The sequence below is a fragment of the Caballeronia sp. LjRoot34 genome, assembly GCF_964253815.1.
GTDB lineage: Bacteria > Pseudomonadota > Gammaproteobacteria > Burkholderiales > Burkholderiaceae > Caballeronia.
Genome location: NZ_CAXUSB020000002.1, coordinates 482311 through 507295, shown reverse-complemented (window position 1 = coordinate 507295; position 24985 = coordinate 482311). Strand labels below are relative to the sequence as shown.

Sequence of the window (24985 nt, the reverse complement as noted above, 5' to 3'; positions counted from 1 at the left end):
TTTCCCGCTCTCCGACTTTTCTGCCCAAGGCCACCATCATGACGACTCGCCTTTCCCGCCTCGCCCGGCGCCTCTTCGTGGCTGCGGCTTTCGCCGTGCCCTTGGCGGCCACGGCCACCTTCGCCCACGCGGATGCCCTCGATACCGTCCAGAAAAACGGCGTGCTCCGGGTTGGCGTATTCATGGACTATCCGCCGTTCGGCTCTATCGGTCCGGACATGAAACCCCAGGGTTATGACATCGAGATGGCCGACTATCTGGCCAAGACGATGAAGGTTAAGGTCGACCTTGTACCCATCACCGGCGAAAACCGCATTGCCTATCTCGCCACCGGCAAGGCCGACGTGCTGTTGAGCGTGGGCCAGACGCCGGAGCGCGACAAGGTGCTCGATTTTTCGCGGCCGTATGCGCCGTACTATCTCGCGGTGTTCGGACCGAAGTCGTTGCCGGTGAAAAGCGAAAAGGATCTCGCAGGCAAGACGATCTCGGTGGCGCGCGGCACGCTGGAAGATTTGAGCGTGACGAAGGTCGCGCCGCCGGACGCGACCATCAAGCGTTTCGACGATCCCAATGGCGCCATTTCGGCGTTTCTGTCGGGGCAGGTTCAGTTGTTGGTGGTGGGTAACGACGTCGGCGCAACGATCATCGCGCGTAATCCGCCGATCGCGCCCGAGCAGAAATTCCAGCTTTTTAGTTCACCCGACCATGTTGCCGTGAACAAAGGCGAGACACGCCTGCTGAAGGAAGTGGATGGGGCTGTGCTGAAAGCGAAGAACGACGGCACGCTGAACAAGCTCTCGACGAAGTGGCTCAAAGCGCCGTATCCGAGCGATTTGTAAGCAAGCTCAGTGTTGTCGATGTGAAACTGCCACCGCGAGGTGGCAGTTTGCATTTCTGGTTGTGGTGGTACCGAGATCAACTTTAAGCCGCCCTTACCTCGTCGAGCAAATCAGGGTGGTGATCCAGTATCTTCAATAGCTTGACCAAGGCCAACGGCGGTTTGGTCTTACCGTTCTCGTAGCGCGAAAACGCGTTGACGCCACCGCCGAATATTTCAGCAGCTTCGCGTTGATCCAGTGCAAGCTTCTTACGGACGCCTGCAATAAAAGCCGGATCGACAATCGATGCATTCACTTGTTTGTTGAATTCAAGCATTGCCGCGCTGACGCGCGTCGACTCGGATAAATCAAAAATAGCCTCGCTACATGCGGGGCAGAAATCACCGGTCACATCTGGAATGACGGTCGACTCGCCCTTGTATGTGTATGGCACGTCGCGCGTGTCATGCACCAGCTCTGCCGCCGCGCAAATTGGACACTTCATGTTCATAGCTCCTTGAAGGACACGACGAGCACGTCATCAATGACCGTCAATTTCAGATAGACCGGTCCTGCGGGCGTAGTCGGTTGATACACGTCCTGCCAGACACGGTGATCGGCGTGCGTGGTCATGCTTTTGTAAAAGTCGGTTGAGACCAGCGCTTTGACTACGCCGATGACTCCCTCGAAGTCAAAGCCCAGCGCAGCTCCGCCGGCGAGTGCCGACAAAGTTGAGCGGACTTTACCCGCTTCGATCAAGGCGATAATGAGAGACAGTTTGCAGTGCGGGACGCCTTTTTCCTTGCAATCAAAATAACCTATTTGGTTATTTTGATTGCAAGGGTGTGTTGGCCGATTTTCCGATATGACAAAGGCGCCACTTCTGCGGCACTTCCAGGTCACTTTCGCGCCATCAAATGAGTGATCGGATGGAACCGGGAAACGGACATCGAACCTGCCAACGCACAGTAAGCGCAGAGAACCCCAATCTTTCCCGCTTCGCGATTTACCGATGAATGTAGCCCTTACCTGCAATCCTGAACGGCAAACACCGTAGGGGCGCGGCGCGCGTCGATGGCACTGGATTTGCTGGCTGCCGTTCATCTTCATTCGCGTCATCGTATTGCGTCCTGCATCATTGACGCGAATGTCGTCAGTTTCTTTTCCAGCCAGACACGCCGCCACCCCAGACGCGTCCAGCCAACGCAGCGCCAACTCGACCGAGCGAGGAGCTTCATATCGCCATGCGCCACATCAACGTCCCCCGTAACAGCAACGCGGACCCCGAATCATCCGAAGCAATAAAACCGTCCCGGCGCAGGTTCCTGCAATCCGCAGCAGCCGCAGCAGCCGCGGCAGCCGTCACCGCCGCGCCGCTCGCCCATGCGCAGCAACCGGCGGCGACTTCCGCACCACCGCCGCCAACGCCCACCACCGCCGCGCCGCTCATGCCCGTGAAGCTGACCATCAACGGCCATGCTTACGAAATGCAACTCGAAGCACGCACGACCCTGCTCGACGCATTGCGCGAATACGCGAGCCTCACCGGCACGAAGAAAGGCTGCGACCGGGGCCAGTGCGGCGCGTGCACGGTCATCGCGAACGGCCGCCGCATCAACTCGTGCCTGACGCTCGCCGTCATGCACGAGGGGGAATCGATCGTGACCGTGGAAGGACTCGCCAACGCGCAAACGCTCAGTCTCAGTCCGATACAAAAGGCTTTCATCGATCACGACGCCTTCCAGTGCGGTTTCTGTACGCCCGGCCAACTGTGTTCGGCCACCGCGCTGATCGATGAATTCCGGGCCGGCGACGCCAGCGCCGCGACCGCCGATGTCCGCTACCGTCCGCCCCAACTCTCCGACGATGAAATCCGCGAACGCATGAGCGGCAATATCTGTCGCTGTGGTGCGTATCCGAACATTGTCGCGGCGGTGAAAACCGTCGCGATCAATAAAGCTTAGGAGCGCAAAATGGATGCTATTTCCTACGAACGCGCCACTGACGTAAGCGCGGCGATCAAGGCAGCGCAGCAGCCGGGTGTCGCGTTTATCGGCGGCGGAACGAATCTGCTCGACCTGATGAAAGGCGGCGTCGCAAGGCCAATGAAGCTTGTCGACATCACCCATATAGCCGGCTTGAACACGGTGAGCGAACTGCCCGACGGCGGCCTGCGGATCGGTGCGCTGGTCCGCAACAGCGACGCCGCGAATCATGCATGGATTCGCGGGCGTTATCCGCTGCTGTCGCAGGCGTTCCTCGCGGGTGCATCGGCGCAGTTGCGCAACATGGCCACCGTCGGCGGCAACCTGATGCAACGCACACGCTGTTATTACTTCTACGACACCGGCTTTCCCCAATGCAACAAACGCACGCCCGGAAGCGGCTGTGCGGCGATAGAAGGCAACAGCCGCATCCACGCAATTTTGGGTGCGAGCGCGCAATGCATTGCGACGAACCCATCCGATATGAACGTGGCGCTCGCCGCACTCGATGCCCTGGTGCACGTGAACGGTCCCCAGGGTGAACGCACGATTGCGTTCGCAGAGTTTCATCGTTTGCCGGGCGATCATCCTGAAGTCGATACCACGCTGCAACCCGGCGAACTGATCACGTCCGTCGATCTGCCACCGCCGCTCTTTGCACAGCACTCGCATTATCTGAAGGTACGCGACCGCGCGAGCTACGCATTCGCGCTTGTGTCGGTGGCCGCCGCGTTGCAGATGGACGGCAACACAGTGAGGACAGCGCGTATCGCGCTGGGCGGCGTCGCGCACAAACCGTGGCGTGCCACGGCGACCGAGCAAGCGCTCACTGGCCAGCCGTTATCACGCGACACGTTGCGTAGCGCCGCGGCGCTTGCCGTTCGCGACGCGCGGAGTTATCGCGAGAATGGCTTCAAGATCGAACTGGCGCAGCGCGCGATTATCCGCGCGGTGTCGACTGCAGGAGGTGTGGCATGAGTGTTCTTGGACAACCGCTCGACCGCACCGACGGTCTTCTGAAAGTCACGGGCCAGGCAAAATATGCCGCCGATAACCCAGAAGCCAAGCTCGCGCATGCGGTGCTGGTGACAAGCACGATCGCGCATGGCAGGGTGGCTTCAATGGATACCGTGCGCATACAGGCCATGCCCGGCGTGCTGCTCGTGATGACGCACGAAACCGCCATGCGCCTGCCCAATGGCGGCAAACCGAATGCCGAGCCGCCGGCCGTGCGCCGGTTGTCGCTCCTGCAAACCGACGAAGTGCGCTACAGCAACGAGCCGGTGGCCGTAGTCGTTGCTGATACGCTGGAACGCGCAACCGATGGCGCCCGCAAACTCCAGGCATCGATTCGATACGAAGCCGCGACGCCCAACGCGGACTATCAGCGCGCGAAAGGCACCGCTTACCAGCCGGAAAAAATGATGGGGCGGCCGATCAACACCCAGCGCGGCGATGTCGCAGCCGGCCTGCGTCAGGGCACGACGAGCCTCGACGTGGTCTACACCACGCCGAACGAACACCATAATCCGATGGAGCCGCACGCCACGCTTGCCCGCTGGGATGGCCCAAACCTCACCCTCTACGATGCAACCCAAGGCGTCTCCGGCGCACGCGGCGCGGTGGCGAAAACGCTCGGCATCAAGGAAGAAAACGTGCGGGTGCTCTGCCCGTTCGTTGGTGGCGGTTTTGGATGCAAGGGCTCGGCGTGGTCGCACGTCGTGCTTGCCGCCATGGCCGCGAAGCAAGCCGGCCGCCCGGTTCGGCTCGTGCTGGAGCGTCCGCAAATGTTCGGCATGGTCGGCAACCGGCCGTTCACCGATCAGCACATCCAGCTCTCGGCCCGCGACGACGGCACGCTCACCGGCATGCGCCATGATGTGATCTCGACCACATCGACGTTTGAAGACTGGAACGAAAGCTCGGCCATCCTCACGCGCATGCTGTATGCCGTGCCGAACCAGGCGACCACGCACAAACTGGTGAAACTCGATGTCGGCACACCGACGTTCATGCGCGCGCCCGGCGAAACGAGCGGCTCATTCGCGCTCGAATCCGCGATGGACGAAATGGCCTACCAGCTGAACATGGACCCGCTCGCATTCCGGCTGAAGAACTATGCCGAGATGGAACCGCAGGAAAAGAAGCCGTGGTCGGAGAAATCACTGCGCGAGTGTTATCAAATCGGCGCCGATAAATTCGGCTGGTCGCGGCGTAATCCCAAGCCGCGTTCCATGCGCGACGGCAACACGCTGATCGGTTTCGGCATGGCGACCGCAACGTATCCGGCGAACCGCAGCGAGGCATCCGCTATTGCGCGCATCTTGCCGGACGGCACGGCGATGGTCGCGTCGGGTACGCAGGATCTCGGCACCGGCACCTATACCGTGATGACGCAAGTCGCCGCCGACGCATTAGGCTTTCCGGTAGACAAGGTCAACTTCGCGCTCGGCGATTCGTCGCTGCCGCACGCGCCGGTGTCGGGCGGTTCGCAGTCGGCGGCGAGCGTGTCGCCCGCGGTACGTGAAGCGGCGTCGCAGGCACGCGCCAAGTTGATTGCCATGGCAATAGCGGATTCAGGGTCGCCACTGAGCGGAGGTTCCATCGACGACGTCACCATCAACAACGGCTGGGTCATCAGTCGCGCCGATCCATCGAAGCGTGATCCGGCTGCCGCGGTGATCGCACGCAACGGCGGCAAACCGATCGAAGCCTTGGCGACCACCAAGCCCGGCGATGAGAAACAGCAGTTCGCGTTTCACTCGTTCGGCGCAGTGTTCACGGAAGTTCACGTCGATGCAGACCTGGGCACGATCCGCGTGCCGCGCATTGTGGCGGTGTACGACGTCGGCAGCCTGCTCAACGAAAAGACCGCTCATAGCCAGTTGATGGGCGGTCTCGTGTGGGGCATCGGCTCGGCGTTGACCGAGAAGAGCGAACTCGATACGCGCTATGGCCGCTACACCAATGCCAACCTTGCCGAGTATCACGTGCCGGTGAACGCCGATATCGGGTTGCTCGACATCACCTTGCTGGGCAAATCCGATCCGCATATCAACCCGCTCGGCGCGCGCGGGATTGGCGAGATCGGTATTACAGGGGCGGCGGGATCGATAGCAAATGCCGTGTATCACGCGACTGGCGTGCGGGTGCGCGATTTGCCGATCACGCTCGACAAGGTGATGCCGAAAACAACGGTGTGACGTTTTTGCCGGGAAAACCGCGCGGCTGTGCTCCGGCGCTTGCCGCGCGGCTTTTTTTCGTGCTTGCGGTGTATCGTGGTGCTTGTCAAAATCGACGCTTCTTACTATCAGGAAGCCGGCCATGAGTTATTCATCGAGTGCGACCGGCATTCTGCTTGCAGCCGGTTACGGTTCCCGCTTCGATCCAAGCGGTCTTCACAACAAACTTCTCGCCACGCTTCCGGACGGCACGCCGGTTGTATTTCAGTCCGCTCGACGGTTGCTGTCGGCGGTGTCGCGGGTGGTAGCAGTGGTTCGGCCGGGGTCGGAGAAGCTGGCGGAGGTGTTGAACGAAGCGGGCTGCGACGTGATGTTTTCCATCGATGCCGAGCGCGGCATGGGCGCGACCCTTGCCGCTGCGGTCCGCGCGACGCAGGACGCGGACGGCTGGCTGGTCACGCTTGGCGATATGCCGTGGATCGAGCCCGGGACGGTCGAGGCGGTGGCGCGATCGCTGGACGCGGGGGCCTCGATTGTTGCGCCGTTTTATCGCGGGCAAAGGGGACATCCGGCGGGATTTGGCGCCATGCATCTTGACGCGCTCAGCGCGCTCGACGGCGATGCCGGCGCGAGGGCGTTGTTTATGTCGGAAGCGGTTCAGCGTATCGACGTTGAAGACGCGAACATTTTGCGCGATGTGGATTTACCGGAGGATTTGCAGTTGCATTGAGATGTTGAAGCGATCGGGCGCTATCCGTTCATATAGCACGCGGAACCGGACTTCACGGGAGATCCGATTGCTCCATTGCGATAAAAATGCCGCAACAGTCACGCTGTCGGCAAGACGCGAATCACATTGACTCGCGCATCCGATCCCCAATCTCTCAAGCCGCCAACGCCCCATCCTCGTCTGTCTCCGCCAAAAAACATCGCCGACTCACATCCACCAGCGTCGCGCCAAACCCCTTCAGCGCGCGGAAATCCGTGCGCGCACTCGTGACCACTCTCGGTAAAGCGCTCCATGCGATCGATGCCCCGTCCGCAATCAACGCTTCCACCAGCGCCACGTCCTCGCTGTGCTCGAGCGGCGCGAAGCCGCCTACCCGCACATACGCTTCCGCCGATACCCCCATGTTCGCGCCATGAATGTGCCGATGACCGTCGGCATCGGTATAAGTGCGCGCGAAATGCTCCCGCACGGCCGCCAGATGCGGCGACCAGTCGTGGACGGCGATCACACCGCACACCGCATCGGCGCGGCAATCGAGTTGCCGCACCAGCCAGTCATCGGCGACGACGCTGTCTGCATCGGTGAACGCCAGCCAGCGCGCGCCCAGCGACAACGCACGGTGCGCCCCCTCCGCCCGCGCCACGCCTACATTGCGCGCGCTCACACTGAGCACGTCGGCCCCCAGCGAGGCAGCGATAGCGGCGGTATCGTCGGTGCAATGATCGACGACCACGATCACGCGCACGTCCTCCCCCAGCAATTCATGATGATTCGCCGCGCGTTTTGCCGCGCTTACGCACGCCCCGATATGTGCCCCTTCGTTATGAGCGGGAATGACGATGCCAAGCATGTTGTTTTCTCCCTTCGCATTTTTGGCGTCCAGATTGCCCGGACACGGTTGCCGAAGGACACAGCAATGGCTATTCCCAGTGAATTGAAAGGTCTGCCGGCACCCAGGCGAAATGTGGGCAAGCGAACATTGGAAGGGGTAGACGTTTGAATCGCGGACAATACTGGGATGGGATGGCACAGGCGTGCCTGGAGTACACACGCACTCGGAAAACAAAGCAGCGAGTGGGCCGGCTTCGCCTGTTCCACGAGAAGGCCGTTTTCGCAGAAAACAGCATCGGGCGGCTCAATCGGCCATTTGATCGTGAAACTTGTTGGCAGCCCTTAGCTCGACCCTAACCACCGTGGAAGCATTCGACTTTGGACTTTTACCATGTTGCTACTGCCGCCGAGGTTTGCAGGCTTGCGCCTCAACCGAAGTGCTTAGCGGCGTTTCCATTGAACCGATCTTCCGGCAATCCTGAGCCATCCGTACCTTGACGGGACTTCATTAGCCCCTGTACGGATATGTCGATATTGTGATCTATCAGGGTGAGCGCCGTACCAGCAAAGGACAGTGCAAGTGACGAGAGCGCGTCAGCCGGGACGTTATCCAGTTCTGATATCTGGTTCACCGGGATCACGACACTCTTTCCACGCGGGAAATGGATCATGATCACGGCCTGCTCCGGGAGATATTTCACACCGTCCGCAATACTAGGGAAAGCACCGGAACGAGCGCCATGCAAGGCGCTCTGGATGGTCTCCAAAGCAGCGTTGAGCTTGAACACTGCGCCAACCGGGCGACGCTCCAAAACGAAAAGCGTGTTGCTTCCCTCGTCGAGATCGACAGGTTTCTCGTCAGGCGCGTTGATGATTTTCATAACTTGATCCCTACTTGCGTGCGGTCTGCCAAGTGCAGCACGGTCAGACGCTCGGCGGGATCGTACGTTCCCGCCTGGATGTTGACCAGCGTCCTTCCCGCCAGATTCGGCTTCACAACGTACTGTTTTGCGTCGTCCCACGCCTGATTTTCCAGGCAGGTGTTTTTTATAGCTTCCATCCAACTTTCCCTGGCCACGGGCAAGCGACCTTTGACAATGGCGATGACGTCACTTTTCACTTGAGAAGGCACCCTGGCGGTATCCGGAATGACGTCCAACAGACTCACCCCGTTGTGCCAGAACGAAAATTCAAACCGTGCGGACCAGTCGCCGCCATCCAGATGCACATGCGGCGGACAATGCTCGTCTCTTGTGAGCACAGCGATTCGCCTCCCCTTATATTGACCCACTTTCATCGATTTTATTCTCCCTTGTTTGCGCGAAGGTTGCTAACAACTATCGGCGAAATAAGCATCCCGACGTGGTAAATATTACACACGAGCAGTCGACCTCTGATAGCTGTCCGAATGGCTAACGAGTAAAACCGCCCGAAACATTTTGAGATCCAACTGAAACAACACGTAACCAGAGTCAACTTTCCTGAAAGCTTGGCGTTAACCCGTGGACAGCGCCAATCCTGGCGACGATTTTCAAGGCAACCGACTCCATGGCCGCCCTTCCGCTTTCAGCCCTCCAGCAACGTCGACAAAAACAAGGCCACGCGGCGCTCGTTCCGAGATCCGCCGGGCAACTCAAGGCGGAACACGACCGCATCGTCGGGCGCGCGCAGTTTTTCCTCCATGCGACCATCGCGCTGGCTATCTTGGGTGTGATCGTCGTCGCCATGCTGCCGTTCTCGTCCATCCCCGACGACTTCAGTTTCGGTGCCCAGGAAGTGGTCGGCGCGGCGGTGTTTGCGGCGTGCCTGTTCCTGCTGCATGAGCGCACGGAACTCACGCTGCGGCTCTACAACTACGAACCCGTCGAACAGACCACCCAGGGTGAACTGCGCGCGCTGCTGCATCGTGTCCCGGAAGGCGTCTCGTATCAAAACGCCCTCGCCGCCGACAACCGGACGTTCGTGACCGTGGAAGCGGAAGAAATTCGCCGTCGCGCCGATGCATTCAAACCGCAAGCCGAAGGTCTGGAACCGGCAGAAAGCTGATCGTCGCGCGTTTCGCCGGATAAACCGCGGCGAAGGACATCGCAAAAAAATCACCGTTTACCGGGTGAAAATCCGGATGTGAACGAATTTGAAAGCCGCCGCCCCGCATTCGCGGGCCGGCGGCTTTCATTTTTATGTTCGCGCGCCGAGTCTGTTTTTTGCTGGATGAATTGCGTCCGCGAACGCATTCCCGTCGTTCGCCCTGTTCACCCGCGGAGCGACACAGCCATGAGCAAACAACCTCGCATCGAGCAATACGACCATCCGGCCGGCGGCTGGGGCTCGGTCAAAGCCGTTTCATCGATACTTATGCGAGAGCACGTCGCCGTGAACGGCACGCGGGTGCTATTCAAGCAGAACAAGCCGGACGGTTTTGCGTGCGTGAGTTGCTCGTGGGCTAAACCAGCCGATCCGCATCTGTTCGAGTTCTGCGAAAACGGCGCAAAAGCCACCGCCTGGGAAATCACGACCAAACGCGCGACGCCCGAGTTCTTCGACCACCACACCTTGGCCGCGCTGGAAACCTGGAGCGATTTCGAGCTCGAGTCGCAAGGCCGGCTGACCCACCCCATGCGCTACGACGCCGCGACCGATCGCTATCAGCCCATCCCGTGGCAACAAGCCTTCGATGAGATCGGCGAAAAGCTTCGCAGCTTCGATCCGAACCGCGTGGTTTTCTACGCATCGGGCCGCGCGTCGTTGGAAACCTCCTACATGTACGCACTGCTTGCCCGTTTATACGGTTGCAATAACCTGCCGGACAGTTCGAACATGTGCCACGAGAGTACGTCGGTGGCGTTGCCCGACACCATCGGCGTGCCGGTTGGAACAGTGACGCTCGAAGACTTCGAGCACACTGACTGCCTGTTTTTCTTCGGCCACAACACCGGCACAAACGCGCCTCGCATGCTGCATCCGCTGCAAGAAGCGCGAAAACGCAATGCGCAGATCATCACGTTCAATCCATTGCGCGAGCGCGGGCTGGTGAGCTTCGCGAACCCGCAGTCGCCAAAGGAAATGCTCTCGACCGAGCAAACCTGCATCAGCACGCAATACCATCAGGTGAAGATCGGCGGCGACATAGCGGCGATCACGGGCATTTGCAAGTCGTTGATAGAAGCCGACGACCAAGCCCGTGCAGCCGACGAACCGCGCGTGCTGGATGCGGGTTTCATCGCGGAACATACGCACGGTTTCGACGCGTTCGCCGACGCCATGCGGGCCGCCGACTGGAAAGAGATCGAGTCGATGTCAGCGCTAACCCGCTCCGCACTCGAAGCGGCCGCGGCCGAATATGCGCGCGCGAAGGCCGTGATCATCTTGTACGGCATGGGCATCACACAGCATCGGGAAGGCGTGCTTGCCGTGCAGATGCTCACGAACCTGATGCTGCTTGGCGGCAATATCGGCAAGAAGGGAGCCGGGATCTGCCCGATTCGCGGCCACTCGAACGTGCAGGGGCAGCGAACCGTTGGTATCACCGAAAAACCTGAGCTCGTCCCCATGGACAAGCTCAGGGAGCTGTATCAATTCGAGCCGCCCCAGGAAACCGGCTTGACCACCGTGGATACCTGCGAGGCCGTCAGGGACGGCAATCTCGACGCGTTTATCGGGCTCGGTGGCAATTTCGCGCGCGCAACTCCCGATCAGGGCGTAATGGAGCCGGCGTGGATGCGACTGCCGCTCACCGTGCAGATCGCGACCAAGCTGAACCGCAGCCATATCGTGCACGGGCGCGCGGCATATTTGCTGCCGTGTATTGGCCGGATCGAGGTGGACCGGCAGGCGAGCGGCGAGCAGACGGTGACCGTGGAGGACAGCACGGCGTGCATTCACGCATCGAAGGGAATGGCTGAGCCGGCGAGTGAACACTTGCTGTCGGAGCCGGCTATTGTCGCCGGGATGGCGAAGGCGATCCTGCCGCCGAATCCGAATGTCGACTGGGATGCGTGGGTAGGCAATTACGGGCTGGTTCGTGATGCCATCGAGCGCACCTACCCCGAGCAGTTCAAGGATTTCAACCGGCGCATGACGCAGCCTGGCGGTTTTCATCGGCCGTTGCCGGCTGCGAAACGCGAGTGGAAAACAAAAACCGGCAAGGCGAATTTCATCGTGCCGGATGGTTTCGGTGAAGACCCGGACATGGAATTCGACGGCGAACGCACGCTGCGCCTGATGACCACACGCGGCGACAGCCAGTTCAATACGACTGTGTATTCACTCGACGACCGTTTCCGCGGCGTGTATGACACGCGTGACGTGCTGCTGATGAACCAAGCCGATATGACCCGGCTCGGCTTCGCTGAAAACGACGCGGTCACGGCAATCACAGTCGCGCAGGATGAGGTATTGCGCGAGCTGGGCGGTCTGCGCGTGCATGCGTTCGACATCCCCGCCGGCTGCGTGATGGGCTATTACCCGGAGTGCAATCGTCTGATACCGGTGTCGCATCACGCGAAACGCAGCAAGGTGCCGGCGGCCAAGGCGATCCCTGTGCGCCTGCGGAAAATGGCGGCCTGAAGGTAGTAGCTAGAGGGACGTCCCGGGGATGAAAGCGGCACTCCTTTAATTGTCATCGGGCTGCGGGACGCGAGCCATCAGGCGTGAACCGTTGCCCGCATGGTGCCCGGCCGTGTTTAACGTGCAAGGCCGGAATTTGCGGACCTGCCTTTCAGTCCGCATGCGTCTATGCTGGAGGACACGGCATTCACTATCGACGACAGAACAAACCGAGGCCCACTCATGAACCACGTGAACAACTTCCAGTACCCGAGATACGACATGCAGACCAACCCGATCCCCGACCCGCTCGCCGATCCAAACCGCGATCCCGAGGCAGACCCGCTGTCGCCGCCATCGCCCGGACATCGGCCTGATGAGCCACAGCATCCCGACGCGCCACCGGATGGGCATCCTATCTAAATAGACTCGTTATCTACCATTGTTATGACGCGGCTTCCGTTTTGGTCGCCGACGGCGACCACCGAGGTGACCGCGTTGCCTTCGGCGGCAGATTCCCGGGTGGGATTGAAGAAAATCTTCGCACCGCGTTGATAGTTAAAAATGAACAGCACAATCGACGCGGTAGATGCCAGCAACACGCAAAACATGAACACCGCGCGATAACCCCACGTTGCTGCCACGAATCCCGACGCAACGCCCGCCAGCACGGAGCCGGTGCGCATGGTGTTGAAAAACAGCGTGGTCGCCCGGGCCAGCGCGCCAGGCATCAGTTCCTGAAAATACGACATGCCAAGACATGACGTCACCGCGACCACGACGGCGTTAAGAATCTGTAGCGGCACGAGCACCCACAGGTTGGGCGCGAGCGCGATGCCCGCGAAATACACGATATGCGACAGCGACGCGAACGCGATCATGTTCGCCTTGTTGATGCGTCGGGACGCGCCGCCGAGAAAAAGCATCATCGGAATCTCGGCGAACGCGCCAAGGCCGACCATCTGCGCGACGTGCGCGGTCGTGCCGTGCAACTGATCGACAATCAGCACCGGCAGCATGATGGTCGCGATCGCCGAGCCCATGCCGATCAGCGTAAAACTCACCAGCGCTGCATATACATGTGCGTTTTTGGCTTGCGGCGGAATTTCGCTGGTGGTTTTATCGGCGGCTTCAAAGGTGTCATAGGCCTTGGGTTCACGCATGCACAGCACGATGAAACCAGCCACCGCGAACGCGCCCGCCGCCGACAAGAACAGTCCGTTAAATCCCGACACCCCCAGTACGATCGCGCCCACCGCCGGGCCGAACACCCACGCGCAGGACAGTGTGGTGCGCAAGGTGGCCATCGGCAGTTCGGTATGTTCGATGCCTTCCGCGTGCAGCCTCGCTTTGCCGAACGTGAAAAGTTGCGGGAACACCGCCGCGCCGATGCTCAGGAATACACAGCCGAAGATCGTCAGCAACACGTAGTTGCGTGTGACGCACAGCAATGCGTAACCCAGCGCCGACCCCGCGATGGATAGCAACACAATGCGTTTTTTATCGGTCCGGCGATCGGCGATACGTCCGAGATAGGTACTCACGAGCACACTGCTCACCGCGGTCAGCGTCATGAAGATGCCTAGCCGAACCGGCGTCATGTGCGCCTCGGTCGCGCCGAACAGCGACGTGTACGGCACCGCGAATGAGGACGCGATGCCTGACAGGAACATTGCGAGGGAAATGCCGGGATAACCGGGAAGACGGATCAGCGCGAGAAAAGTCTTGAATACGGCGTTCATTGAAATTCACGTTGGCGGCCAAGGTCCGTCGCGTGACGCTCGTGGCGAGCGAGAAAAACGACGTTCAGCGGGCACTTAAACACGCGCTCACGTTTTTTTCAATGACGTTTTCTTTTGGTTGCAGACTAACGAAACCTCTTCCGGGATAAACGAAACCGATCTGGCGATTAGCAACGAGAGCGGATCGTTCGCAAGCGCCTGCAATCGTGCAAGGCGTTGGCGTGTCTGTGCCAACGGGCCGATGGAGGCGAATGCGAGAGTCTGATCTCCTCTGCCTGGGCGTGTCGAAACGGTGAGAAAACCACCGGAAACGAAGAACTTGCTGCCAAGTACCAGAATCCCTATAAAGACCCTCATAAGGGCCACAAAATCCTTTAAAAGCCCATGTGGGGTTCTTTAAACGCAAGATCTCATGACACTCACTTTAAATTGCTATAATGGCCCACATGGAGTCTACTAAACCTCTTAAAAGCCCTGCTGGAGTCCGTAAAGCCGGTAAACCGCTTCCCATTCCAGTGCAGCGGTCACTCGCAAAGCTGGGCGAAGACCTCAATCGAGCGCGCCGCCGCAGAGGGCTGACGCAGCAAGCGCTCGCCGCGCGCATCGGTGCGGGACTCAATACCGTCAAGCGCATGGAGAACGGTGATCCGCACGTGCAGTTGCATTTCCTCGTGCGAGCGCTCCATTTTTTCGGTGAGCTGCAGCGGCTCAATGACCTCCTCGACAGCGGCCAGGATGATATCGGTCTCGCATTGATGGATGAAAAGCTACCGCAGCGGGTACGAACCGCCAAGAAAACCACCAAAGCGTTCTAACGGCATAAGTGAATGAAAACCAAACCTTCCAGGTCCGGCAAGCCCGGAATCAGTACCGCCCTGGAGGTTCACCTCGGGGCCACAGGTACGCTTGTCGGCCATCTGAACTACGTAAGCCAGGGGCGGCGCGAAGTGTCGCAGTTTGCTTATGACGAGACGTGGCTGACCAACCCCGACCGGTTTGACGTTTCGCCCGACCTGCCTCTCGAACCTGGCTATCAGCCACGTCGAGCGCCCAACCCCGTGGACTCGGTGTTTCACTTCGCACTGGCCGACACGGCGCCTGACGCATGGGGGCGTCGTGTCATCAACCGGATCCACGCGCGGGCCCGCAAGGACAATCCTCGCCTGCTCCCCCTGAACGAACTCGACTACCTGTGTGCAGTGGACGATTTCAGCCGCATCGGCGCGCTTCGCCTTTGCAAGGAAGGGATCTATCTGAGGACAGTTGATGAAGGCCGGCGCACAACGCCGCCAATGATCGAGCTCGAACGCATGTACAAGGCCACGCGCGCCGTCGAGACGACCAGGGAAACCACCGAGGACCTGCGCTACTTGCAAGGCAAAGGCACCTCGCTCGGCGGGATGCGGCCCAAATGCACCGTACTGGATAAAAACGGCAAGCTCGCCATCGGCAAGTTTCCAAGCGTCAATGACACCATCAATGTCACGCGGGCCGAAGTGCTGGCGCTCAAGCTCGCGCGCCAGGCCGGCATTACGACGGCCAACGCCCGGTGCGTCACCCTCAATGACACGCCAGTCGCGATCATCGAACGATTTGACCGGGAGGACGGCGACCTGCGCGTCCCTTATCTCTCGGCTGCGTCCATGCTTCAGGCCTCGCGGCAGAATGTCCACGCGTACACCGAGATCGTCGATGTCATGCAGCAAAAGTGCTCGCATCCGGACGACGACGCGCGAGAGTTATGGCGTCGCCTGATGTTCAACCTGCTCATCACGAACACCGACGACCATCTGCAGAACCTCGGTTTTCTATACGACGGCAACGGCCTGTGGCGCATCTCACCGGCGTTCGACGTGAACCCGATGCCCGGCAAGGTACGAGAGTCCAAGACGTGGCTCACTGAAGATGCGGGCCCCATTGAATCGGTCCAGATGCTTCTGGATACGTGCGCCTACTTTTCGCTGACCGACGCTCAGGCCAAGGGGATCCTTGGGGAAGTCCTGGACGCGGTAATGGACTGGCGGCAAGTGGCCGTTACGCCGGACGTCGGACTTGGCGCTCAGGAGCTCGATGACTTCGAGGATGCCTTTGAGCATGTCCAGACCGATCAGGCCCGCAAGCTACTGGGCCGCGCCATGCTGCGGCCTGAGCTCGCCGAGAATGCCGAGAACGCCGGATAACCAGCCCGGCAGCTTGTCCATTCACGAGCGGCGCATTCGTTCGACTCACCGGATATTTGCAAGGTTTTTTAAGTATTTCCGTCTACTCTTGTCATAACAGCCGTACACAGACGTCATCGTGAACAATGAGATCGCTCAATGTTCTGAATGGCTATTTCTCTTGTATAGGTTGGAAGTGCGAGAGTGGCCGGGTCGTTATCGACTCGTGCAACGCTTTGCATGAAACGCGCGGTCCGGGAGCCCATCATGAAACAGCTTATGTCCGTGGTCATCGCCGCTTCGGTCGTGATTCTGCCCGCTGTATCGTTTGCCGCCCAAGCCGACGGCCCAAGAGCGCTGGACCGCGTGGTTCAACAGAACGAGAAATATGAACGGGACCACCCGCAGCAATCGCCGGCCGCCAATGGCGAGCGCAAGGCGGCGGATCGATCGATTGTCGAACCCATCTCCAATGGAGACGTCCGCTAATCCGGCGTCGCGCGTTTTTGCGGTCGACCGGACCATGCCGAATCTCTTGCGTCGCCAACCCTGCGTGTTTCTGGCGACTCGCTGACTGTTTCGTACGTCAATGCGCTGGCGGGGGTTGAAATGAAAACTTCGAACGTGGAACTTGGCCCGGTAAACCGGACGCCGCAACCGAACGCCGCAGCGAATGCGTTTCTTCCCGGTGGCTGAAACGGCTTTTGCAAGCATCGCTGCGACGCTTTAGTACTCGTTAGATGACGCTCCCGCAGACAAGCTTCACGCGAACAAACGTCTGATTCTTTGCCAGAACGCGAGCCGGTGCGGGGGCGGGACATCGATCAACAATGCTTCGTCAGGATGGTAGTGAACTTCCTGAACCTGCCGAACCTGCGAGACCAGCAGCCCGATGTACATGGTGACTCTCCCAACGTTGGACTTTTGAGTTCACGGAAAGTCGGCAGCTCGGGGTTCGAACGCGCATTCGCGCGGCGACATGGGCTTATTCGCTTCCGCTAATTAAGGGGGTTGGCGTATATAGTTGTTGTCGTTTCTGCATAATCCTCCTTCTTTCCGCTTATCAGCCTTTCGCTTTGTTAGCCAGTTAGCCGGTTAGTTGCCACCGTCTGGTGGCCAACGATCTCTATACCAACGGTCTAACGAAATAAGCATCCCGAACTATTGGCGCCCCTCAATCTCTGCAACGCCGGTCAATGTTCTATGAAACGTCCCATACTCATATTAGGCCTATCCAACGCCGGTGGGAATACGCACCAGCAGCCATCGTCGTGTCGAAAGAAAAGCAGCGCGCGCGATCCAGGCGGCAATGCGGTTTCTACGCAGACATACCGCCTTCCACCCAAGCGCGTGCGGCTGAACTCAGTGACACGAACCGGTGTCGAAAGGCCGGGAGCCAGCCATTTGTCGACCTGAGTACGTAGCGAATATTCATGCGTGGATTTCATGTGCTGCTCCGGCAAACGATTCCTGCTTGACGCTGTCCGCTTTCCGCCCCATTTCTTCATCCGGGCTTTGAGCTATCGTCCTGCTGAGCGCCGCCGCTCTCAGTGCGCTGCACCGCGCGGAATACCTTAAATCTGCAAGTTGAGCAACAAGTTGTCTAGCTGTCCTGCGCTTCATGGCACACCTCCCGCACTGCAACCTGAACTTGATAAAACACTTTAACTGTATGCCTGGATCGCCCGTTTGGGCGGGTTGTCGGCAAAATCGCAACACTTTGTCGCAAAGGGGAAAGCGCCGGATTGATCGCCATGGCTTTGCAATGGCTGTTTAAATCGGCGACGGCTTGCCATGTTTGTTTATCGGCACAGGGGGATTCGGACTTGAGTGTCGGCGATCGATGCCGCGGACGTTTTTCAGATGGGTGAGGCCGCCGTGTAGGCAACGGTCAGCCAGTATCGGCGAAGTGGCGTGACATTACGCTGTGACGGCAGCGGCGACAGAGTTAAAAACGGTTTTCCAATACGCCAATGGCTCCCGCCGGATTACTCGGGAGCCGGGTGTTTGTCTTCGCGCATCCGAAGGATTCGGCCAGAGAAACAGTTGGCAGATGCCGCTCAAGGAGCACACTCGCGGCGGCGGGATTCACAGTTGGTGAACGCTACGGGCTCATGCCCGCTTGTTATCGTCCGGGCACGCGCCGGCACTGCATCCAGCTCGCGAATGGTTTGATACAAAAACGCGCGTGGCATCGCCTACGCTGCTCGACGTCCAACTCAACTCGTCAGCCCACACCCCCGGCGTCGCCCTAGGCGTCACGCCGCACTTCGGCACGTGCACAGGAATCGCGCGGCTATGTGAGGGTCATTGGCGTAACCAGGGCGGCGCTGCCCAGCGCGAATTTCGAGCCGTTGCCGTGGGTATCGTCGTTCGAAGAGACGGGCCTTGTCCTTGCTCATAACTCGTTGGCGTCGGCGCAACGTATCATCAAGCTGAACGATCCGCATATGACCGGCTTGTCGCGCTTCCTCGGCATCGATCAAACCCGGCACGCGTTCGGCGCGATGGAAAAATCGCCGGTCGCGCTGGCCATGGAAAACAAGGAACTGGCCATGCCGGTATCCGTGGACTACCTGCCGGCGGCGGGTGACATCGAGAACATGGTGGCCAATGCGTTGCGTGTGGTGGAACGGGTGCGACAGCAGATCGACAACCGGTTCACGCTGCTGGATATCGAGCGGATTCACGCGGACCAGGCCATCGATTTGCGCCGCCAGCAGCAACCGGTCTTCACGCTGTCGCCGGCCACTGCGGGCCTCTACATTGCGCTGCCCGGAAAGCTTGCGTTCTTCGATCGCGACCCGCCGCTGACGCCGGATTTCCGGGCGGCGGCGACCTTGCTGCACAGTTACCCGGCCGATTTTTGTTAATTTTTGGAGCATGTCATGACGCCATGCGTTGAAGCATTCCCGGACCCGGTGACCTCAACCATCACCTACGTGGTGTATGAGGCAGCCGGTTCACCCTGCGCGATCATCGACGCGGTGCTCGACTATGAACCGCAATCCGGCCGCACTTCGACACATTCGGCGGATCGCGTGATCCGTTTCGTGAACGAGCAGGACCTGCAGGTGCAATGGCTGCTCGAGACGCACGCCCATGCCGACCACATTTCGGCTGCGGCATATCTCCGGAAACAACTGGGTGGCGCCATTGCCATCGGCGAACATATCCGGTCGGTGCAGGTCGTGTTCGAACGGCTTTTTAACCTTGAGCCGCCGATGTCGTCAATATCGCCCGGCCCCGCGCCTTTCGACCACTTGTTTGCTGACGGCGACACGTTCCAGGTCGGCGCGCTGACCGGCCGTGTGATGCACGTTCCCGGTCACACGCCGGCCGATGTCGCCTACGTGTTCGACAACATGGCGTTCATGGGCGACACCTTGTTCATGCCGGACGTCGGCACGGCGCGCTGCGATTTTCCCGGTGGCGACGCCGGCACGTTATACGAATCAATCGGGAAACTGCTTGGCTTGCCGCCACAAACGCGTCTGTTTGCATGCCATGACTATCCGCCCGATGGCCGTGAAACGCGCTGGGAAACCACGGTCGCTGATCAGCGCGCAGCAAACATCCACGTCCGCGATGGCATCACTGTCAGCGAATTCGTCGCCATGCGCACGGCCCGCGACGCGACGCTTGGTCCACCGGCGCTGATCATCCCCTCGATTCAACTGAACATCCGCGCGGGTGCTTTTCCGCCGGCCGAATCCAACGGCGTAAGTTATCTGAAATTTCCGCTGAACACGTTTTAAGGCAGTCGGGCAGGGTAAGAAAATGAACTTGGAAGCAGGAATACCGCAATGAGCACGAATGCAGCATCTTCAGGCAACACAGAGACCTTCGACGTGGTGGTCATTGGCGGCGGCGCTGCGGGTATCGGCGTGACGGCGAGCTTGCTGCGCCGACGGCCCGATCTTCGCATCGCGGTCATCGAGCCGAGTGACCGGCATTTCTATCAGCCCGCGTGGACGCTGGTCGGCGGCGGCGCTTTCAACATAGACGACACCATGCGGCTGACGTCGTCGGTCATGCCGAAGAAAGCGCACTGGCTGCGGGCCAGTGCGAGCGCGATTGAGCCCGAGCAGCATCTTGTCCGACTCGACAATGGGCAAACCGCCAGTTATCGGCACCTGATCGTCTGTCCCGGCTTGCGGCTCGCATGGGAGAAAATTGAAGGTCTGGAAGACACACTGGGCAAGAACGGCGTGACGTCGAATTATCGATTCGATCTTGCGCCGTACACGTGGAAGCTGGTCAATGAACTCAAGCGTGGCAAGGCGCTCTTTACGCAGCCGGCCATGCCGATCAAATGCGCCGGTGCGCCACAAAAAGCGCTGTACCTGTCTTGCGATAACTGGCTCAAGCAAGGCGTGCTCGATCATATCGATGTCGAGTTCAACCTTGCCGGCGATGTCCTTTTCGGGGTCGCTGCGTTCGTGCCGTCGTTGATGAAATATGTCGAGCGGTATCGCGCGTCGCTTGCGTTCGGATCGAACCTGGTGAGCGTCGACGGCGCTCGCCGGGTCGCTTCGTTCAACGTCAAAGACAATGCCGGCAACGTAGTTCGTATCGACAAACCGTTCGACATGCTGCACGTCGTCCCGCCCCAGCTTCCGCCGGACGTAATCAGCAAGAGCGTGCTCGCCGACAAGGCCGGCTGGTGCGAAGTCGATCACGCCACGCTCATTCACCCCCCGTTATCCGGACATCTTTGCGCTCGGCGACGCCTGTTCAGCGCCTAACGCAAAAACGGCCGCGGCCGTTCGCAAGCAGATTGTCGTGGTGGCGGAAAACCTGCTGGCCGCGCGGGAGCAAAAGCCTCTACCCGCCCACTACGACGGCTACGGCGCATGTCCGCTGACGGTTGAAAAAGGCAAGGTTGTACTGGCGGAATTCGGCTATGGCGGCAAGCTGCTGCCGACCTTCCCGCTCGACCCGACCGTGCCACGTGCCCTCGCGTGGTACCTGAAAACTGCCGTCTTTCCATGGCTCTACTGGAACGGCATGTTGAAGGGCCGGGAATGGCTCGCCAGGTCGATGAAACCGCAAGCGTGAGCTCCCAGCCATTCGCCACATTCGTAATACCCGTCACGTTGCGAGCACCACGCTCGGCGCCTGCGTTGGCGCGACGCTCGCGCTGACCGATGCAGGACTGCAACGGGGCATTGCCGGTGTTCGCGAGGTTTGCCGCGTCTAGCCTGGTGATGGAACACGTTTGAGCGCTCACAAAAGAACGTCGAGCGGAAACTCAGAGTTTTCTTATACCCCAGTACATAAGTTATCCGAAATAAAATTTCGCGATCTTAACACGCAACTCTTGAATTAACGAATGGACGAAATTTGACACGCCATTCGCTCGCTTTTTCAGATTTGTTGTACTAAGTGTATGCCCTCGAAATAAATCCATCGTCGAACTTTATAAACGGGCGTTCATATGATTAAAAAACTTGCCGCAATCATCCCGATCATGGCCACTGCCTCCGTGGCGCACGCACAGAGTTCGGTCACGTTATACGGGATCGTGGAGGACGGTATCGATATCGTCAGCAACGTGCAGGGTAGCCATCTCGTCCAGCTTGCATCCGGTGTGACCGCAGGCAGCCGCTGGGGCGTGCGCGGCACCGAGGATCTGGGTGGCGGCCTTTCAACCCTCTTCCGCCTTGAAAGCGGCTTCAACCTCAACTCGGGACGCCTTGGCAGCGGTCTCGCGTTCTCACGCAATGCTTATGTGGGTCTTCAGAGCGAACAGGCCGGTACGGTGACGCTCGGACGCCAATGGGACTCCGTTGTGGATTTCGTCGAGCCGTATACGCTCAACGGCAACGTCGGCGGTTATTATTTCGCCCACCCGAACGACATGGACAACACCGACAACGGTTTCCCTATCTCGAACGCGATCAAATATCGCAGCCCCACCTTTGCCGGGTTCACGTTCGGTGGACTGTATTCACTAGGCGGCATCGCTGGGCAGTTCTCGAACAACGCCACGTTCAGCGCGGGAGCGACCTATGCCGCTGGACCGGTCAGCGCGGGCGTGGGATATCTGCGCATCAACGATCCGGGTGTCTCCACACAGGGCTACCAGAACTATCCGGGCTTCACGAACGCGGTCTATGGCGACTTCCTCGCCGCAGCGCGGGCGCAGAAGGTACTGGGCGTAGGGGCTTCGTATCAGGTGCTGGCGTCGCTGCGCGTGCTTGCCGATTTTACGAACACGATTTTCCAGCAAGGCAGCGCCGGACATGATGCGACGTTCCAGAACTACGAGTTGTCGGGCCTGTTTAATCCAACCCCGGACGTGACGGTAGGCGCGGGTTACACCTACACCACCGGCCGCGACCACGCGACCGGCGCACAGCCCAAATACAACCAGTTCAACCTGACGGCCGAGTATGCGTTGTCGAAGCGGACGTCGGTGTATGCGCTGGGCGTATTCCAGAAAGCTGCCGGCGACGCACAGGCCGCTCAGATCGCAGGCTTCAATCCTTCAAGCAATCAGAAGCAGGCGGTTGGCCGAGTGGGGATTCGCAGCAGTTTTTGATTCGACGTCTGACCACTGAGCGTTAAGACGATACGTGTCCGGTTGCTTGATGAGGCCGTGCGACCGGACACGCGACTAAACGCGCCGCACGATGCTTATTGTCTGATGAATAACCTGACGCGCACACGTCCAGAACAGACCGATTATTTCTCTTGGTACGGGTTATCCCACCCCTACATTCCGCCACCGCTTTGCCGTAAAGAAGTCAGGCATAGCGTTCGGCAACGCCCGACGCCGCAAATTCAATCAGACGGCTCAACACTAGGCAACGGCGGAAACATGAAGAAGATGACATTGAATCAGAAGCTCGGATCGATGATCGCCGTGCTATGGCTCGGACTGGTCGCGATCGGATTTATAGGGGCATGGCAAAGCCGTTCATCGACTATGGACGATCGTCGTGATCAATTGAAAGCCCTGGTTGCCCAGGGCGCGAGCATGACGGCCCATTTCCAGAGCCTCGCCGCGGCTAAAACGATCACGGAAGAAGAAGCCAAAACGCGGGCGCTGGAAGTACTTGCCGCCATGCGCTACGGTACAGACGGATACATCTCGGTCAACGACTCGCGCCCGGTGATGATCATGCATCCGATCAAGAAGTCCATGAATGGCCAGAACATGGCGGGGTTTACCGACCCGGCGGGCAACAGACTTTTCGTCGATATTGTGAGCGCCGGTAATTCGACGCCCGAGGGTGGCTTTGTCAGCTATCTGTGGTCGAAGCCCGGCAGCGACAAACCCGTGCCCAAGCTCAGCTTCTCCCAGCACTTTGTCCCGTGGGACTGGTACATCGTGACCGGCATGTACACCGACGACATCGAGGCCGCGTTCTACGCCAGCGCATTGCGCTGGTTCGCGATTACCGCCGTGCTCGGCGTGCTCGCTTCGCTGGCCATGCTGCTGGTGTTGCGCAGCATCAAGCGTGAACTCGGCGGTGATCCGTCGATTGCTGTCGGCGCGGCGCAGCGCATTGCGCGCGGCGACCTGACCACGCACGTGCCGCTTGCCATCGGCGATTCGCATAGCCTGATGTTCGCGCTGAGCGAGATGCAAAGCGGCCTGGTGGAAACCGTCACGCGGGTGCGCACCGGGACCGAGAACATCAACGTGGGGGCATCGGAGATTGCAGCGGGCAATACCGACCTGTCACAACGCACCGAGCAGCAGGCCGCCGCCTTGGTACAGACCGCGTCGAGCATGGACGAGATGACAGCGAACGTGAAGCAGAACGCCAACAGCGCGACGCAAGCCGCCAAGCTGGCCGGCGAAGCCGCCGACGTGGCCCAACGGGGCAGCGGTGTAGTCGAGCAAGTCATTCACACCATGACGCGCATTACGGAAAGCTCGAAGCAGATTGGCGACATCATCGGCGTGATTGATGGCATCGCGTTCCAGACCAACATCCTGGCGCTGAACGCCGCCGTGGAAGCTGCGCGTGCCGGCGAACAGGGACGTGGGTTTGCCGTGGTGGCGGCGGAAGTGCGCAGTCTCGCACAGCGCTCGGCCACGGCGGCGAAGGAGATCAAGGCGCTGATCGGAACATCGACGGAGACGGTGAAGGAAGGTGCGTCGCTGGTGTCGAACGCAGGCGCGACGATGGGCGAGATCGTGAGTTCGGTACGCCGCGTGAACGAGATCCTCGATGAAATCAGCCACGCTTCGAATGAGCAAAGCGCGGGCATTGAACAGGTGAATCGCGCAGTGGGTGAAATGGATCAGGTGACGCAGCAGAACGCGGCGCTGGTGGAAGAAGCGGCGGCAGCGGCGCATTCGCTGAAGGATCAGGTCGATGTGCTGCGTGAAGCGATCGGGAGCTTTTCGCTGCCGGGTTGAGTTTTGCAAATGAACGAAAGGGCCATTCGCATGGCCCTTTCGTCTTGCATCAACAAGACTTTTCTATTGCACGCGTTTCTGATTGCACGTCATTCGCGCGTCCAGAATCCCTCGTGCACGACCGCCGCTTCATCTTCAATAAGCGGTCCAACCACACTCACCGTCCTCTGCCCTCGCGCAAAAACTTCGCGGCAAGGTAACGAGAACGTCGGGTTCTCGGGGTGATCGCCGGTGATCTCCAGCAAGCGCCGCTCGGACATGGCATACACCACGCGCCCGATGTTGCACCAATAGATCGCGCCCGAGCACATGCAACACGGCTCGGCATTCGTATAAAGCGTGCACGTCAGCAATTGCTCCGGCGTCAGATCTTTCGCTGCCTGAGCCGCGGCGCGCAGTTCGGCGTGCTGGGTCGGATCGCCGAGCGGGGGCATCGAATTGTTTCCTGCGCTTGCAACTACGTGGCCGTTTTCATCGGCTATCAGCGCGGCGAACGGATGCCGTCCATCGCGTTTTGACTTCTCCGATAACGCGATAACCTCGCGCAACAGCGCCATATCGCGTTCGCTTGCGTGTTCGTGCATGCTCTCGTTCCCCCTTTTTTAAAAGATGC

Annotated in this window: 24 protein-coding genes and 1 pseudogene; 16 read left to right on the top strand and 9 right to left on the bottom strand. The window is 59.6% G+C overall.

Annotated elements, in window-relative coordinates; translation table 11 throughout:
* Nucleotides 1-38 precede the first annotated feature (38 nt).
* Complete coding sequence (locus tag ACSQ36_RS21760; RefSeq protein ID WP_436183527.1) at nucleotides 39-839, top strand: transporter substrate-binding domain-containing protein; 801 nt, start codon at nucleotides 39-41, stop codon at nucleotides 837-839.
* An 82-nt stretch (nucleotides 840-921) separates the two neighbouring features.
* Here ACSQ36_RS21760 and ACSQ36_RS21755 read toward each other — a convergent pair whose 3' ends face one another.
* Nucleotides 922-1323, bottom strand: coding sequence for a type II toxin-antitoxin system MqsA family antitoxin (locus ACSQ36_RS21755; RefSeq protein WP_213766172.1), 402 nt, complete (start codon nucleotides 1321-1323; stop codon nucleotides 922-924).
* Between the two features lie 2 nt (nucleotides 1324-1325).
* Nucleotides 1326-1640 carry a type II toxin-antitoxin system MqsR family toxin gene (locus tag ACSQ36_RS21750; protein ID WP_436184913.1) on the bottom strand — a complete coding sequence of 105 codons (315 nt, stop codon included), beginning with the start codon at nucleotides 1638-1640 and terminating at the stop codon, nucleotides 1326-1328.
* Nucleotides 1641-2062: 422 nt separating this feature from the next.
* Between ACSQ36_RS21750 and ACSQ36_RS21745 the strand changes: the two genes are divergently transcribed.
* The 4 genes from ACSQ36_RS21745 to ACSQ36_RS21730 all read left to right on the top strand — a co-directional run bounded on the left by ACSQ36_RS21745 (nucleotide 2063) and on the right by ACSQ36_RS21730 (nucleotide 6715).
* The gene (locus tag ACSQ36_RS21745) at nucleotides 2063-2782 is read left to right on the top strand and encodes a 2Fe-2S iron-sulfur cluster-binding protein (protein ID WP_436183526.1); all 720 of its coding nucleotides are present in this window, start codon (nucleotides 2063-2065) and stop codon (nucleotides 2780-2782) included.
* Between the two features lie 9 nt (nucleotides 2783-2791).
* A complete protein-coding gene (locus tag ACSQ36_RS21740; RefSeq protein ID WP_213766140.1) occupies nucleotides 2792-3781 on the top strand; it encodes an FAD binding domain-containing protein in 990 nt (329 codons plus the stop codon).
* A complete protein-coding gene (locus ACSQ36_RS21735) occupies nucleotides 3778-6006 on the top strand; it encodes a xanthine dehydrogenase family protein molybdopterin-binding subunit (protein ID WP_436183525.1) in 2229 nt (742 codons plus the stop codon). Before ACSQ36_RS21740 ends, ACSQ36_RS21735 begins: the two co-directional genes overlap by 4 nt.
* Before the next feature lie 121 nt (nucleotides 6007-6127).
* Entirely contained in the window at nucleotides 6128-6715 is a 588-nt protein-coding gene (locus ACSQ36_RS21730; protein WP_436183524.1) for a nucleotidyltransferase family protein, read from the top strand.
* 154 nt (nucleotides 6716-6869) lie between these two features.
* Here ACSQ36_RS21730 and ACSQ36_RS21725 read toward each other — a convergent pair whose 3' ends face one another.
* From ACSQ36_RS21725 to ACSQ36_RS21715, 3 genes are all read right to left on the bottom strand, one after another.
* Nucleotides 6870-7565 carry a glycosyltransferase gene (locus tag ACSQ36_RS21725; RefSeq protein ID WP_436183523.1) on the bottom strand — a complete coding sequence of 232 codons (696 nt, stop codon included), beginning with the start codon at nucleotides 7563-7565 and terminating at the stop codon, nucleotides 6870-6872.
* 409 nt (nucleotides 7566-7974) lie between these two features.
* Complete coding sequence (locus tag ACSQ36_RS21720) at nucleotides 7975-8427, bottom strand: DUF2442 domain-containing protein (protein ID WP_436183522.1); 453 nt, start codon at nucleotides 8425-8427, stop codon at nucleotides 7975-7977.
* On the bottom strand, nucleotides 8424-8843 hold the full coding sequence (locus tag ACSQ36_RS21715; protein ID WP_436183521.1) for a DUF4160 domain-containing protein: 420 nt from the start codon (nucleotides 8841-8843) through the stop codon (nucleotides 8424-8426). The genes ACSQ36_RS21720 and ACSQ36_RS21715 overlap by 4 nt, the downstream gene beginning before the upstream one ends.
* Nucleotides 8844-9094: 251 nt before the next feature.
* Here ACSQ36_RS21715 and ACSQ36_RS21710 point away from each other — a divergent pair, with 251 nt between their 5' ends.
* From ACSQ36_RS21710 to ACSQ36_RS21700, 3 genes are all read left to right on the top strand, one after another.
* Complete coding sequence (locus ACSQ36_RS21710; protein ID WP_436183520.1) at nucleotides 9095-9592, top strand: hypothetical protein; 498 nt, start codon at nucleotides 9095-9097, stop codon at nucleotides 9590-9592.
* Nucleotides 9593-9820: 228 nt separating this feature from the next.
* The gene (locus ACSQ36_RS21705) at nucleotides 9821-12112 is read left to right on the top strand and encodes an FdhF/YdeP family oxidoreductase (RefSeq protein ID WP_436183519.1); all 2292 of its coding nucleotides are present in this window, start codon (nucleotides 9821-9823) and stop codon (nucleotides 12110-12112) included.
* A 222-nt stretch (nucleotides 12113-12334) separates the two neighbouring features.
* Complete coding sequence (locus tag ACSQ36_RS21700; protein ID WP_213766176.1) at nucleotides 12335-12514, top strand: hypothetical protein; 180 nt, start codon at nucleotides 12335-12337, stop codon at nucleotides 12512-12514.
* Here the strand turns inward: ACSQ36_RS21700 and ACSQ36_RS21695 are convergent.
* Nucleotides 12511-13833 (bottom strand): sugar efflux transporter, encoded by a 1323-nt coding sequence (locus ACSQ36_RS21695; RefSeq protein ID WP_436183518.1) that lies wholly within the window; start codon nucleotides 13831-13833, stop codon nucleotides 12511-12513. The genes ACSQ36_RS21700 and ACSQ36_RS21695 overlap by 4 nt on opposite strands.
* Before the next feature lie 437 nt (nucleotides 13834-14270).
* On the opposite strand from ACSQ36_RS21695, the gene ACSQ36_RS21690 reads away from it, so the two are divergent.
* The 3 genes from ACSQ36_RS21690 to ACSQ36_RS21680 all read left to right on the top strand — a co-directional run bounded on the left by ACSQ36_RS21690 (nucleotide 14271) and on the right by ACSQ36_RS21680 (nucleotide 16481).
* The gene (locus ACSQ36_RS21690; protein ID WP_436183517.1) at nucleotides 14271-14648 is read left to right on the top strand and encodes a helix-turn-helix domain-containing protein; all 378 of its coding nucleotides are present in this window, start codon (nucleotides 14271-14273) and stop codon (nucleotides 14646-14648) included.
* 12 nt (nucleotides 14649-14660) lie between these two features.
* Entirely contained in the window at nucleotides 14661-16013 is a 1353-nt protein-coding gene (locus ACSQ36_RS21685; RefSeq protein ID WP_436183516.1) for a type II toxin-antitoxin system HipA family toxin, read from the top strand.
* 246 nt (nucleotides 16014-16259) lie between these two features.
* Nucleotides 16260-16481 carry a hypothetical protein gene (locus ACSQ36_RS21680; protein WP_436183515.1) on the top strand — a complete coding sequence of 74 codons (222 nt, stop codon included), beginning with the start codon at nucleotides 16260-16262 and terminating at the stop codon, nucleotides 16479-16481.
* A gap of 273 nt (nucleotides 16482-16754) precedes the next feature.
* On the opposite strand, the gene ACSQ36_RS21675 is transcribed toward ACSQ36_RS21680, so the two are convergent.
* Entirely contained in the window at nucleotides 16755-16892 is a 138-nt protein-coding gene (locus ACSQ36_RS21675; RefSeq protein WP_213766129.1) for a hypothetical protein, read from the bottom strand.
* Nucleotides 16893-17185: 293 nt separating this feature from the next.
* Nucleotides 17186-17440, bottom strand: coding sequence for a hypothetical protein (locus tag ACSQ36_RS21670; RefSeq protein WP_255631528.1), 255 nt, complete (start codon nucleotides 17438-17440; stop codon nucleotides 17186-17188).
* A gap of 852 nt (nucleotides 17441-18292) precedes the next feature.
* On the opposite strand from ACSQ36_RS21670, the gene ACSQ36_RS21665 reads away from it, so the two are divergent.
* From ACSQ36_RS21665 to ACSQ36_RS21645, 5 genes and pseudogenes are all read left to right on the top strand, one after another.
* Nucleotides 18293-18865, top strand: a complete 573-nt coding sequence (locus ACSQ36_RS21665) for an aromatic amino acid lyase (protein ID WP_436183514.1) — start codon at nucleotides 18293-18295, stop codon at nucleotides 18863-18865.
* Nucleotides 18866-18880: 15 nt separating this feature from the next.
* Complete coding sequence (locus ACSQ36_RS21660; RefSeq protein WP_436183513.1) at nucleotides 18881-19750, top strand: MBL fold metallo-hydrolase; 870 nt, start codon at nucleotides 18881-18883, stop codon at nucleotides 19748-19750.
* A 48-nt stretch (nucleotides 19751-19798) separates the two neighbouring features.
* A pseudogene (locus tag ACSQ36_RS21655) lies at nucleotides 19799-21053 on the top strand (NAD(P)/FAD-dependent oxidoreductase).
* A gap of 379 nt (nucleotides 21054-21432) precedes the next feature.
* Complete coding sequence (locus ACSQ36_RS21650; protein WP_218627357.1) at nucleotides 21433-22539, top strand: porin; 1107 nt, start codon at nucleotides 21433-21435, stop codon at nucleotides 22537-22539.
* Nucleotides 22540-22827: 288 nt separating this feature from the next.
* Nucleotides 22828-24372: a methyl-accepting chemotaxis protein gene (locus ACSQ36_RS21645; protein WP_436184912.1), complete on the top strand. Its 1545-nt coding sequence runs from the start codon at nucleotides 22828-22830 to the stop codon at nucleotides 24370-24372.
* A gap of 89 nt (nucleotides 24373-24461) precedes the next feature.
* Here ACSQ36_RS21645 and ACSQ36_RS21640 read toward each other — a convergent pair whose 3' ends face one another.
* On the bottom strand, nucleotides 24462-24956 hold the full coding sequence (locus ACSQ36_RS21640) for a nucleoside deaminase (protein ID WP_213766126.1): 495 nt from the start codon (nucleotides 24954-24956) through the stop codon (nucleotides 24462-24464).
* Nucleotides 24957-24985 lie beyond the last annotated feature (29 nt).